The organism is Flavobacterium sp. 9AF, assembly GCF_902506265.1.
In the GTDB taxonomy this organism is placed as follows: domain Bacteria; phylum Bacteroidota; class Bacteroidia; order Flavobacteriales; family Flavobacteriaceae; genus Flavobacterium.
The window spans coordinates 32,506-45,146 of record NZ_LR733561.1; the positions used below are offsets into that span (position 1 = coordinate 32,506).

Sequence of the window (12,641 nt, forward strand, 5' to 3'; positions counted from 1 at the left end):
TTGTTAATCAATACATTACAAACGTTTGTCTTGGTTAAAAAAAACAAATTTACATTCGCAAACAAATTTAAAATATGGATTCACTATTAAACCACCCAGCCATAATAATCATCTTTACTCTAGTGATTATTGGAATGTTGCTTTTAGATTTAGGTATCTTAAACAAAAAAAGTCATGCCATAACTAGTCGTGAAGCGACCTTTTGGTCCATCTTATGGATTTCCTTGTCCATGGGTTTTAGTGGAATTATCTATTATTATTTAGGTTTTGAAAAATTTTCTCAATACCAAGGTGCCTATTGGATTGAAAAAGCTTTATCTGTGGATAATTTATTTGTATTCATTTTAGTGTTTGGCTATTTTAATGTAGGCAAAGAATTGCAGCATAAGGTTTTGTTTTGGGGTGTAATTGGAGCTTTAGTCTTTAGAGCCATTTTTATTTTTTCTGGAGTTTGGATATTAAACTACACTTATCTTCCTGAGATGGAAGTATTGGATCATCATGTAAGAATAAACTATTTATTAACCTTGTTTGGGATTATTTTAATAGTTGCAGGAATTAAATCTTGGTTTAGTCATAGTGAAGATGATGGGGATAAAGATTTTTCAAAAAGTCCAGGAGCCAAGTTGATTCACAAGTTTTTTAAAGTTACTGATAAATTTGATGGAGATAAATTTTTTACTATTCAAAATGGTATTAAAATGGCTACTCCTCTTTTGGTAGTTGTTGCCATTATTGAATTTACCGATTTACTATTTGCTGTTGATAGTATTCCAGCTATTTTTGCCATAGCACCTGATGATCCATTTATTTTATATACATCCAATATTTTTGCAATTCTAGGATTGCGTTCGCTATATTTTCTTCTTGCTAACTTTATGTATATGTTCAGTCGTTTGCATTATGGATTGGCCATAATCTTAGCTTTTATAGGTATAAAAATGATTATAGCTCCATTTATTCATATTTCATCTTTAATTTCATTAGGAATTGTAGGTGGTGTTTTAGTAATTTCGGTATTATGGTCTATTTTATTTCCAATTAAAGATTGATGTTTAGCAATAAATAGCCTCAGTATAAAAAAAGAAATCTTCACAATACATTTTTCAAGTGCAAAGAATAACCTCGCAAAGTGCGATTTTTAGGTTAGAAAAATGTGTTCAATTGATAATATGTATTGAGTACTATTTTTTAAAATATTTATGCGACTTCTAGAGTCAACCTAAAATAACTAATTACTTTATGTTATAATAGAGACTTGAAATACTATCTAATTCACTGTAATTTCATCAATAAAAATAAAAGCATCACCATCATAAGGATGTCCTTGATGCCATTCGGGTAGTTTTCCAAAGTTTTTAGCCACGACTTTCAAATATTTAGCTTTGGCTTGCACCGAAGCCGTAAAATCTTTTAACACCACTTCATATTCTTTTGGATCTACACTATTCTGTATTGTTGCCACTTTTATAAAATTTTTACCATCATTTGAAGTGTAAAATTCCACTTCGGTTGGCATCAAAATCCATGCTCGAGTGTCTTGTAGAAAATGTGTACTTATTTTTTTGATTTTTGTTTCCTTTTGTAAGTCAATAACCGCTTCAAAATCCTGGGATTGATACCCTTGCCAATCTCCTTTTCTCCAATTTTCGGAACCCAAAATACCATCTAACAACCCTTCTGGTCCTCCTGCATGATACTGCGGATTGTATTTTGATTTTATATCGATAGTATAGTTGTTTGGTTTTTTGAAGAAAGTTGCTGAAATGGTGTCGCTTTCATTTCTTCCTTCTAAATCTTGCTTAGTAAAAGCATAGATTTTAGTAGAATTTGATATTTCAAAAGGTTTTGTATATAGAGAAAACTCATTTTGCCCATCTATTTTATAGAAAATCATACACTCTCTATATTTTCCATTATCCAAATTATTACTATCCATTGAAATCAATAATTTGTCTTTAAAAGATTTACTTTCTGCTTGAATTACTGGAACTGGTAATATTGTTCTAGAATAATAATAATCCGATGTATCAATTGGTCTCTCAATAAAGAATCCTAGTTTTGAATTATCCTTATTTATGATGTCTATTGTTTTATCGTTTTCAAAATGAATTTTAATCTTATCAAAATTTGGCTTAACTGTTTGCCACTTTGCAACTCCTGGAGTAACTGCATAAATACCTATTGAACTCAACACATACCAAGCGCTCATTTGGCCGCAATCTTCATTTCCTATTAAACCATCTGGACTATTTTTATAAAAATTGTCTAAAATGTATTTTACTTTTTCATTCGTTTTTTCGGGTTTTCCAATATAATTGTACAAATATGCCATGTGATGACTCGGTTCGTTTCCATGCGCATATTGCCCAATTAAACCCGTAACATCTACTTGTTCGCGACCCGTGGTTTTGCTCTCGCTGTTGAACATTGCATCTAGTTTGGCTTCAAATTTTTCAGGTCCGCCATAAGCATGAATCATTCCTTGAATATCTTGTGGTACAAAAAAAGTATATTGCCATGCATTACCTTCAGTAAAATTATTGTTTACCTCACGCGGATCGAAAGGTTTATCCCAACCGCCATTTTTCTTTGGTCGGATAAAACCTTTTTCCCAATCGAACAAATTTTTCCAATTTTGTGAACGTTTCATGAAATACTGATAGTCTTCTTGTTTTCCTAAAAGTAGTGCCATTTGTGCAATACACCAATCGTCATAGGCATATTCAACGGTTTTAGAAACACTTTCATGGTCATCATCTATCGAAATAAATCCATTTTTCTTATACGCTTCTAAACCTAACACATCACGCATTGCTGAAGCTTTACTTGCTTCAAAGGCTTTTTCATAATCAAAACCTTCGATGCCTTTTACCATGGCATCGGCAATTACCGAAACCGAATGATAACCAATCATACAATCGGTTTCATTGGAAGCTAATTCCCAAACGGGCAATCTACCGCCTTGTTCATACTGCTTAAGAAAGGTATTAATATAATCTGAAGTACGTTTTTTATCAATCAACGTATATAATGGATGCGCGCCTCTAAAGGTATCCCAAAGAGAGAAAACCGTGTAATACTCAAAACCTTCTGCTTGATGAATTTGGTTATCCCGACCGCGATATTTCCCATCCATATCTTGTGCAATATTCGGTTGCATCATAGTGTGATATAAAGCTGTGTAGAAAATAGCTAACTTGTTTTTATCATCTGAATTCACTTCAATTTTTGACAATTCATTGTTCCAAAGTTGTACAGCGTCTTGATGCACTTTTTCAAAATCCCAATGTTTGATTTCCGTACTGTTTAATTTAGCTCCTTCATATCCTGTTGGTGAAAGTGCTACCTTTACCAATATTTTTCCTCCTTTTTTGACTGGTTTTGAAAAACTAATTTTTAATTCATCATCACCCCTATATAACTCTTTAGGTTTGTTTTTCCCTCGAGCATTGTTTATTTTCATTGGCACATTAAATTCGATTCTCGCATAAACATATTGATCTCTAGCCCAAGCTTCACTTCTGCGTAAGACTTCAATGGTAGTTGGATTAACAATTCTAACTTCACCTTCTAATAATTTATCACGATGATTTAAATCCAGAATAATATTGGCTTGACCTTCTTGATTAAAGGTATATTCATGAAAACCTACGCGTGTTGAAGCCGTTAAACGAACATCAATGTTGTGTTTGTCTAATTTCACACTATAAAAACCCGCAGAGGCTTTTTCATTCGTATGCGAAAAAGAAGAAGCATACACTTTATTATCAAAGGAAGGTTCGCCCATAGTTGGCATTAATAGGATATCACCATAATCGGAAACCCCTGTTCCGTTCAAATGCGTGTGTGAAAATCCGTAAATGATACTATCCGAATAATGATATCCAGAACAACCATCCCAACTACCATCGATTCGAGTATCAGGAGACAATTGTACCATACCATAAGGTGTTGTGGCTCCAGGAAAAGTGTGTCCGTGACCTCCCGTTCCGATAAATGGATTAACATGTTTGGCATAATCTTGTGACCATGCAAGATTGACAAAGAAAAACAGTGATAAAAGAAAATTCCTCATTTTAAAGCTAAAATTAGACTATAAAATTGAGAAATTTTTATGAGTAATGCAATACTTTAGTAGGAGTAAATTATTTGTTTTTAGGTTCTCGACTCCACTCGAACCACTATAAAAACTAAACGCCCATTACACCGCGTTTCCCTATTACAGGTAAATCGGTTTGAGCTCTTTCATTAATACTGTTTACTTTAAACATGAATTTTTTATCAAACATTTGGTTTCCAATAAAATACGACAACATAAATTCGTTGTTCAATTGCAACACATTGTTTTCTAAAAATTCGATTTTTACGGCTGATTTTGGTTCTACTTTAGCAAATGCATGGCGCAATTGCATAGTATTTCTGTTTTCTCCATTAATAAGTCCGTAAGCACGAGAAACAATCATGGCCATTTCTAGCGTTTCATTAGTAGCATTTAATAAATAAGCATACCAACAATTTTCTTGAAAATCATCGCTCCATTCTTGAATAGCAACAATGTGGACATTTTCTACTTTTGGAATTACTATATCTTTTTTCATGTCATTACGAGGAACGAAGTAATCTTTCGTTCATACCAATTAATTTTATCTAAAACAATTTATGTGATTCCACCTTACATTGGAATGATACACAATTGTTACTTATATACTTGATTTGAATTGCTCTAAGAAACGTACGTCATTTTCATAAAACATACGAATATCGCCAATTTGATACAACAACATGGCAATACGTTCGATTCCCATACCGAATGCGAAACCGGTATATTCATCTGGATTGATATTACAGTTTTTCAACACATTTGGGTCTACCATTCCACAACCCATAATTTCTAACCAACCCGTTCCTTTGGTAATACGATAATCAATTTCATTATTCAATCCCCAATAAATATCTACCTCAGCACTTGGCTCGGTAAATGGAAAATAAGAAGGGCGTAAACGAATTTTAGATTTCCCAAACATTTCCTTAGTGAAATACAACAACGTTTGTTTTAAATCGGCAAAAGAAACATCCTTGTCGATATATAACCCTTCAACTTGATGGAAAATACAGTGCGAACGTGATGAAATATCTTCGTTACGGAAAACCCTTCCTGGAGAAATCGTTCTGATAGGTGGTTGATTGTTTTCCATATAACGTACTTGCACAGAAGATGTGTGTGTACGCAATAAAATATCAGGATTTGTTTGAATGAAAAAGGTATCCTGCATGTCTCTTGCTGGATGATATTCTGGTAAATTTAAGGCTGTAAAGTTATGCCAATCGTCTTCGATTTCTGGACCTTCAGAAACATTAAACCCAACATTAGAAAAGATATCAATAATTTGATTTTTTACAATAGAAATTGGATGACGAGAACCAATGTTGATTGCTTCACCAGGACGTGTAACATCTCCGTAAATACCCTTCACCTCTTCTTTACTTTCTAAAAGATTTTGAATACTCGCTACTTTTTCTTCAGCTGTATTTTTCAACTGATTAATTACTTGTCCAAATTCTTTTTTCATTTCATTCGGAACGTTCTTAAAATCAGCAAATAAATCTTTTAATATACCTTTATTTCCTAAGTATTTAATACGGAATTCTTCTAATTTCTCTTTGTTGTCAGCATGAAAAGCCTTTGCTTCTTCAATATGACCTTTAATCTTGTCTATCATTGCAAACTTAAAATGGTTCGCAAATTTACAAATTATATTTTTTTGTTCGAGTGTAATTCCAAAGTTTATCGGTGAAAGGAAAAAATCTCTTTTAACAAGACCCTTTTTCGTTACCTAATTTAGAAGCGATAAAGCTAATTATAAAAATTTGCATCGCATGGAACAACATGAGAGGTAATAAAATAATACCTGTTGCTACATTAGAAGGAAAAAGAATTTTAGAAAAGACGGTTCCGTGTACCAATGATTTTTTGGTGCCGCAAAATTGAGCGGTAATTTGATCTTCTGTAGTAAATTGAAGTTTTTTGGAAACAAAGCCTATTATTTGGTAAACAATAAAAAAAAGCAACACATCATATACGAAAACAGATAACAAATCTAATACACTGACAGTTGAAAATACCTTTTCTTCAAAAGATTCTGAAAAACTTTTATAAATGATGAGTAAAATAATCGATTTATCAAACAAGGTCAATTGTTTGTTGTATTGTGCTGCATATTTCCCTAAAAAACGTTGTAATAAGATTCCAAGGAATACAGGTAGCAAGATTTCAGTGCCTAATTTTATATAAATACTTCCCAAATCGAAAGCGACCTCATTTTGTTGTAAAAAAAGACCCATCCAAAGTGGTGTAATCAAAATACCAATTAAACCTGAAATACTGGCATTAAAAATCGCTGCTGGAATGTTTCCGTTTGCTATAGAAACCATAACAACCGAAGAGGAAACAGTTGAAGGTAAGGCCGCTAAAAAAAGAAAAGCTAACCAGAGTGTTTCTTGTTCTTGAGAAACCAAAAAGGGTTTTGTTGCCAAGACTATTATTGGGAAAAGTAAAAAAGTGGATAGTTGCACTAAAAGATGTAATTTCCAATTTTTGAGTCCGCTTTTAATTTTGTCTGGATGCAATTTTAATCCGTAAAAAAAGAATATTAAGGCTACTCCAATACTTCCTATTAAAGATAAAGGAATCGGACTATTTTTGGATCCAAATTGTGGAAAAAAATAAGCCAATAGGACCGTTCCTAAAATGGCCAAAAGAAACTTATCAACTTTCATACTCCAACCAACTAATCAATGAGTTCTTTTTCTAAAAAATAGTTTACAATCGCATCTTTCATTAACACGGTTTGTTCTCCAGCTTTTAAAGAAGGTAACTCTTCTTTTACTTTATAATGTGGCCAACCCTCATTATCAAAATATTCAAATTCGTAATATCCATAAGGTTCTAATAAACGACAAATGGCAATATGCATCAAATTGACCTTTTCGTCTTTTTTAAATTCTTGTTTGAATTTTCCTAATTCTTGTATCCCTATTAAATAGATGATGGATTCTAAATCGAGTTCATCTCCATCGGCAAATTTATCTGATATTATTTTAACGACGTTTTCCCAACGTGCTTTTAATTGTTCGTCTCTTGACATGATTCTAAGTTATAAGTTATAAGTTATAAGTTGTAAGTAACTTGAACTGCTAACATAATTTTTTACAAAGATATAGCTGAAATTTGGTTTTAAATAATTTCTTGTATCTTTATTCTTTTATCTATTTTCTTGAAATATGAATTTTATTGACATTGTATTTGCCGTTTTGTTATGTTATGCTTTGTACAAAGGAATTAAAAATGGGCTATTTGTAGAATTAGCTTCCTTGATTGCTTTAGTCGCTGGAATTTTTGTGGCAATCAAATTTTCCTATGTGCTAAAAAACATTTTAGAAACCAAGGTGAGTTGGGAACCCAAATATATCGAAATAACCGCTTTTGCTTTAACCTTCCTACTCGTTGTGGTAGTTATTCATCTTTCTGCTAAATTATTGACTAAAATTGCTGATTTTGCTTATTTGGGTTGGATGAACAAATTAGCTGGTGGCTTCTTTAGTTGTTTAAAAACAATATTAGCATTGAGTATTTTAATTTTATTATTCGAAAAAGTAAACAGCAACAATATATTGGTTAAACCAGAAACCTTAGATGAATCTATATTTTATTCTCCTACCAAAGAAATTGCTGCTTTTATATATCCAAAAGTGGAAGAATGGTACACTGATTTAAGCGAAAAGAAAAAAGGAAAAAGAGAAAAGGCTGAAAATAATGATGAAGAAAAAGAAACGACTGAAGTAGAACAACAGTAATATTATTTATTTACATAATTAGAATTCGTTAATCTCCTCCACAACCGCCACAACCGCCACCACAAGAACTTCCACAACTTGAACCACAACTACTACAACTAGTACCACAACCAAAGGAAGAATTATTAGTGGAAGAATAGGTTTGAACAACAGGCATAAAAGTTGCAGACAATATGGCTGTTCCTAATAGAAAATAATTCCATTCCCATGTATCATGATGTGTTTTATTATTAGGGATTTTTTCCACTTTATAATATTTCGGTATAAGTTTTTGAGTAACAATTTTAGGTAATTTCATAAGAAAGGCAACTGCTACTATCAAAAAAATTACATTCACAATTAATATGAATATTATTTCTTTGTCTCTAGATAAACCTATTAAAAGTCTTGTTAATCCGAAAGCACTAATTAGACTAAGAACTACTAAATTTAAAATATATAAATTAAAGAAAGTTTTAGATTGCTCAAAGACATAATTAATAGAATCTATCGCTTTAGCATTTTTAGAAAAAATTGGTTTTTGGAGTAGTATTGATAACAAATATTTATATTCCATAACATTAGTTTCAGAAAAACAATCTATTATTGATTGATAAATAGGATTATCGTCATCAATATCTTTAGAAATTAATTTTATATTTTTTGATTCTACTGCAAGATTTCCGTTGATAATTAAGTGATTTACATATCCGTGAATTACTGATTTAAGTTGGCTGGTTTTCATATTTATCAATTCACTTGCAGAAAAATTATCTAAAAAATTTTTTGGAGCACAATGAATTAACTTAAATAGCTTTTCATGATTATAGAAACTCAAAGCAAATAAAGCACTTATAATCATTAAAATATAGCCAATAATAAAATGTGGATTTCCAATAGAAAGATAGATTTCATATAAAGAAAATCTAAAAACAAATACTAAGATGAGTATCATTGGAACACATAAAAATAGATAAAAAATAGTATTATGATTCGTTTTTTCAATTCCAAAGGACTCTACAAAAGAATTATATTCCCAAAATAGTTTAGGCTGTTTACCAAAAACACTTTCATAAATCGCTGTCGTGTGTTTTTTTGCGGTTAGAAATTTATCTTTTTCTTCTTTGTTGTGTGTGGAAGGAATATGCTGAATTTTCTTTCCTAAAAGTGTGCAAAAATCGTTGTATGATTGTGTAAAAATTAGGTGTTGGTGCCAAACAACATCTACAATTTCAGAAGGGGAAACCATTTGATTAGAAGTTGCCGCTAAATACATAAACTTCTTGTATTCTTCAATGGCTTTTTTAGTAAAATATTCCGTCCATTCGTTTTCATAAGCCAAACGAGTAGAAAACCCATATTCGGAAACAGGAAAATCAAAATCAAATTTTTCGATAGCTTCCCAAAGTTCTTTATTCATGAAAAATAAATTTCTATTTACTCAAAAATAGAAAAAAAACTAATCTTTCAATTCTCTAATGGCCTCTTTTTTAATCCAGCCTTCCGATTTATCGGTAAGTTCAATTCGTTTCCAATTGTCTAAGGTTTCTTTTACGAATACTTTAGTACCTTCATGTAACATAAAAGCATTTTCAGCACTTGTTTTAGGCTCGGTTTTAACATTAACCAATTCTTCAAAAACAATGGCAGGACGAATGGTTTTATTTTGTCTATTAAGTAAATAAGCAAATAATATACTACACAACATAAACCCTAAGAGAAAAAACATCCCTAAGAAAAAAATTCTCTTTATTAAGGTAGTTCCAGAAAAATAATAGCCAATAAAAAAAAGTAGAAAGGCAACCGATAAACTTACAGCTAACCAAGCCCAAACGGTAACACTCCATACAGAGATTGATTCATATAAAAAATTAGAAAATCCTACTCTTGGTGTTACTTTTATATCATCAATAGCCATTTTTTGAGCAAAAGTAAGATTGGTTTTTATGGTTTCGTCCTTTGGACTCAACAATAAAGCTTTTTCAAAATTATAAATTGAAGGAGCAATTTTTCCAAGTTTATAATAGCAGTTTCCTAGATTAAAATACACTTCTGCAGATTCTACTTTGTTTTGATAGAGGATAGCCTCATATTTGTCTATAGCTTCAGTATATTTTTCTTTTCTGTATAAATCATTTGCAGCATCAAACAGTGCAGAGTTTGTATTTTGCGCAAATATTAAATTGGTAATAATTAAAAAAACGATATAAATTATTTTTTTCATCTTTATTACAATTGTTTTTCAAGTTCAGAAATTAAGGTAACGGCTTTTTCAAAATCTTGTTGCATAGCTACTTCAGTAGCAGGAGCATATCTTGCAAACTCGCAATCGTTCATTAATTGAATGAATTGTGTTATTGTTTGATTTTGAGCTTGTTTATTTTCTAATATTTCTTGAATATTTTCCTTACTCATTTCAGAAGTTTCAATGTGTAATTTCGCTTTTAAGAAATTATGTAAAGCTCTTTCCATTGCCATATAGAATGGAATTTTATTACCCATTTGTTTTTTAGCTTCCGAAAGATATTTTTTAGCTAATTTATTATTTCTTCTGATTTTGTTTCCAAATTCGTCTGCATCAATCGCTTCTTTTTTCTTTCTTGCTAAAATAATTATAGGAATACATAAAAATGGTGCTAAAAGTAATCCATAGAACAATTTAGTACCAAAGAATGTTTCTTGATATTTAGGAACAAAATCTGATTTAAGTTTTATGAATTGGAAAGAATTATTTTTAACTACTTGCTGTTTATTGTTCACATCATTTGCCACTTCTTGTTTAGAAGGAGTAAAATTAGGATTGTCCAAGACGTTAATAGTAATTTCCTTAGATGTTATTGTCTTATAGGATTTTGAATTTAAATCGAAATAAGTAAACTCAATTGGTTTTAAGGTGTATTTGCCTTTAAATTGAGGTATAATTGTATATTTATCTGCTATTTTACCAGTCATTCCTGATAAAGGAGTAGTTACTTCTTCTTTATGTTCAGGATCAAACACTTCAAAAGCGCTTGGAAATTCAGTTTTGGGTAAAGTGAATAGTTTTAAATTTCCGGTTCCAGACACACTAATTTCCAAGTCTAGTGATTCCCCTGTTTTAAGTTCGTTTTTAGAAGGAATTACCTTGAAATCAAATTTTCCTACAGCTCCACTAAAATTAAGTGGTTTTCCAGCTTCAGGAAGCGGTTTTACTTGGATGGTTTTTGCACCGGCAGAAATTGTTTTAGAGACAGATTTATATTCTGGTTCTAAGAAAAAATTTCTTCTACCTGTGGGTACATCGATATCTAAATTAATGGCTAATGGTTCTAAAGGTTTAGCCCCTGTTTCTTGTGGATAAAGTATTACTTTCCTCCATACTACTAAAGCATAATCTTGTCCTTCATATCTTCCTTGTACAGCTTGTAGTTTATCTATATTAATTTGTTGGCTCCAAAAACCATTGTATTTTGGATTTTCGACTTCTTGTACATTTCTAACCTGAAATCTTGGATTAAAATACAATTTATACACTACTGTAACAGGTTCATTTAGATAGGGATTGCTATTAGAAACCTCAGCAACTAAATGCACTCCTTCTCCTACTTTATAGTCTGGATCATTTGGATCTTTTGGTAATTCTACGGCATCTGTAACAGTAATTTTTACAGGTTGGGTTTTATAAGTTTGACCTTCAAATTCAATTACACCTTGCTTAATAGTTAAGACCCCTTTTTGATTTGGTTGTAAGACATAAGTATAGCTTCTACTAAACGATTTTACTCCATTTATCCAGGAAAAATTAGTGGATTGAAAAGGTCCGCCAATAATTCTAAAACCATCAAAATTAGGCGCTTGAAAGTTGTCACCATCTTCATTAATTGCAAAAGTAACCTGTACCTTTTCATTTAATCCAATAGTTGACTTACTCAGTTTGGTTTCAAATTTAATTTCTTGAGCCAAAAGAGTAATATTAATAAAAAGTAATAGTATAATAAAAACTCTTTTCATTTTACCAATCTTTTTCATTTGTTGTTGGACTAGCTTTTACTTTTTTAGCGTTTAGTTTGTCTTGTATTTTCTTTTCTGCATTATTTACAGCATCTAATAAATTCTCTATTTGCTGTTTATTTACACCCGCTGGCTTAGGATTTCCTTTGTCATCTTCTTTTTTATCGCCGTCTTGTTTATCTTTTTTATCATTTCCTTCTTTCTTTTTATCATCTTCATTTCCTTTATCGGAATCTTTTTTGTCTTTGTCCTGACCGTTATCTTGCTTATCTTTTTTGTCTTTTCCGTCTCCTTTATCTTCTTTTTTATCCTGATTTTTTTGATCTTGATTCTTATCTTTATCCTTGTCTTTATCTTTATCTTTATTTTTATCGTCTTTAGGAGGATTTTCTTTTTGTTTTTTCTTTGCTAAAGCATAATTGTATCTTGTTTCATCATCGTTAGGATTATTACGCAATGCATTTTTATAGGCTTCTGCTGCTGCTGCATAATTTTTTTCAAGCATTAATGTATTTCCTAGGTTATGAAATGCCTTGTGTTTTTCTTCCTTAGACTTCGCATTCTCAATAGCATTTAAAAATTTATACTTTGCTTCGCTAGGTTGGCTTTGCCTGTAAATGCTATTTCCAAGGTTATAATTTGCTATACCTTTTTTTTCTTCATTTGTAAATTGAGAAATTCTAAAATCACTTTCTGCTTCAATGTAATTTTTAGCACCAAATAACTCCGTACCTTTATATAAATTCTTGTCTTTGTTTTGACTAAAAAGCAAAGAAGAAATACATAATGCTATCCCAATAATTATTCTTTGCATA

At 31.1% G+C, this 12,641-nt stretch carries 11 protein-coding genes; 2 read left to right on the forward strand and 9 right to left on the reverse strand.

Going from position 1 to position 12,641, the window contains the following annotated elements; all coding sequences use genetic code 11:
* Window positions 1-74 precede the first annotated feature (74 nt).
* A complete protein-coding gene (locus HALO113_RS13990; RefSeq protein ID WP_159779714.1) occupies window positions 75-1,052 on the forward strand; it encodes a TerC/Alx family metal homeostasis membrane protein in 978 nt (325 codons plus the stop codon).
* A gap of 218 nt (window positions 1,053-1,270) precedes the next feature.
* Here the strand turns inward: HALO113_RS13990 and HALO113_RS13995 are convergent, their stop codons facing one another.
* From HALO113_RS13995 to HALO113_RS14015, 5 genes are all read right to left on the reverse strand, one after another.
* On the reverse strand, window positions 1,271-4,078 hold the full coding sequence (locus HALO113_RS13995; protein ID WP_159779715.1) for a GH92 family glycosyl hydrolase: 2,808 nt from the start codon (window positions 4,076-4,078) through the stop codon (window positions 1,271-1,273).
* A 115-nt stretch (window positions 4,079-4,193) separates the two neighbouring features.
* Complete coding sequence (locus HALO113_RS14000) at window positions 4,194-4,601, reverse strand: hypothetical protein (protein ID WP_140999435.1); 408 nt, start codon at window positions 4,599-4,601, stop codon at window positions 4,194-4,196.
* A gap of 102 nt (window positions 4,602-4,703) precedes the next feature.
* The gene (gene pheS, locus HALO113_RS14005; protein WP_159779716.1) at window positions 4,704-5,723 is read right to left on the reverse strand and encodes a phenylalanine--tRNA ligase subunit alpha; all 1,020 of its coding nucleotides are present in this window, start codon (window positions 5,721-5,723) and stop codon (window positions 4,704-4,706) included.
* A gap of 91 nt (window positions 5,724-5,814) precedes the next feature.
* Window positions 5,815-6,780 (reverse strand): bile acid:sodium symporter family protein, encoded by a 966-nt coding sequence (locus HALO113_RS14010; protein ID WP_159779717.1) that lies wholly within the window; start codon window positions 6,778-6,780, stop codon window positions 5,815-5,817.
* Between the two features lie 11 nt (window positions 6,781-6,791).
* A complete protein-coding gene (locus tag HALO113_RS14015; protein ID WP_140999431.1) occupies window positions 6,792-7,148 on the reverse strand; it encodes a hypothetical protein in 357 nt (118 codons plus the stop codon).
* A 136-nt stretch (window positions 7,149-7,284) separates the two neighbouring features.
* Here HALO113_RS14015 and HALO113_RS14020 point away from each other — a divergent pair, with 136 nt between their 5' ends.
* Window positions 7,285-7,857 (forward strand): CvpA family protein, encoded by a 573-nt coding sequence (locus HALO113_RS14020; protein WP_159779718.1) that lies wholly within the window; start codon window positions 7,285-7,287, stop codon window positions 7,855-7,857.
* Between the two features lie 28 nt (window positions 7,858-7,885).
* Here the strand turns inward: HALO113_RS14020 and HALO113_RS14025 are convergent, their stop codons facing one another.
* Genes HALO113_RS14025 through HALO113_RS14040 form a run of 4 tightly spaced genes read right to left on the reverse strand, consistent with a single transcriptional unit; the run spans window position 7,886 to window position 12,640 of the window.
* Window positions 7,886-9,256 carry a hypothetical protein gene (locus HALO113_RS14025; RefSeq protein WP_159779719.1) on the reverse strand — a complete coding sequence of 457 codons (1,371 nt, stop codon included), beginning with the start codon at window positions 9,254-9,256 and terminating at the stop codon, window positions 7,886-7,888.
* A gap of 39 nt (window positions 9,257-9,295) precedes the next feature.
* A complete protein-coding gene (locus HALO113_RS14030) occupies window positions 9,296-10,060 on the reverse strand; it encodes a tetratricopeptide repeat protein (protein WP_159779720.1) in 765 nt (254 codons plus the stop codon).
* Window positions 10,061-10,065: 5 nt separating this feature from the next.
* Window positions 10,066-11,826 carry a BatD family protein gene (locus HALO113_RS14035; protein ID WP_159779721.1) on the reverse strand — a complete coding sequence of 587 codons (1,761 nt, stop codon included), beginning with the start codon at window positions 11,824-11,826 and terminating at the stop codon, window positions 10,066-10,068.
* Window position 11,827: 1 nt separating this feature from the next.
* Complete coding sequence (locus HALO113_RS14040; RefSeq protein WP_159779768.1) at window positions 11,828-12,640, reverse strand: tol-pal system YbgF family protein; 813 nt, start codon at window positions 12,638-12,640, stop codon at window positions 11,828-11,830.
* Window position 12,641 lies beyond the last annotated feature (1 nt).

Coding starts and splice junctions, on each gene's coding strand:
- pheS (WP_159779716.1), bottom strand. CDS start 5,723: ATGATAGACAAGATTAAAGGTCATATTGAAGAAGCAAAGGCTTTTCAT.
- HALO113_RS14015 (WP_140999431.1), bottom strand. CDS start 7,148: ATGTCAAGAGACGAACAATTAAAAGCACGTTGGGAAAACGTCGTTAAA.
- HALO113_RS14020 (WP_159779718.1), top strand. CDS start 7,285: ATGAATTTTATTGACATTGTATTTGCCGTTTTGTTATGTTATGCTTTG.
- HALO113_RS14010 (WP_159779717.1), bottom strand. CDS start 6,780: ATGAAAGTTGATAAGTTTCTTTTGGCCATTTTAGGAACGGTCCTATTG.
- HALO113_RS14040 (WP_159779768.1), bottom strand. CDS start 12,640: ATGCAAAGAATAATTATTGGGATAGCATTATGTATTTCTTCTTTGCTT.
- HALO113_RS13990 (WP_159779714.1), top strand. CDS start 75: ATGGATTCACTATTAAACCACCCAGCCATAATAATCATCTTTACTCTA.
- HALO113_RS14030 (WP_159779720.1), bottom strand. CDS start 10,060: ATGAAAAAAATAATTTATATCGTTTTTTTAATTATTACCAATTTAATA.
- HALO113_RS14000 (WP_140999435.1), bottom strand. CDS start 4,601: ATGAAAAAAGATATAGTAATTCCAAAAGTAGAAAATGTCCACATTGTT.
- HALO113_RS14035 (WP_159779721.1), bottom strand. CDS start 11,826: ATGAAAAGAGTTTTTATTATACTATTACTTTTTATTAATATTACTCTT.
- HALO113_RS13995 (WP_159779715.1), bottom strand. CDS start 4,078: ATGAGGAATTTTCTTTTATCACTGTTTTTCTTTGTCAATCTTGCATGG.
- HALO113_RS14025 (WP_159779719.1), bottom strand. CDS start 9,256: ATGAATAAAGAACTTTGGGAAGCTATCGAAAAATTTGATTTTGATTTT.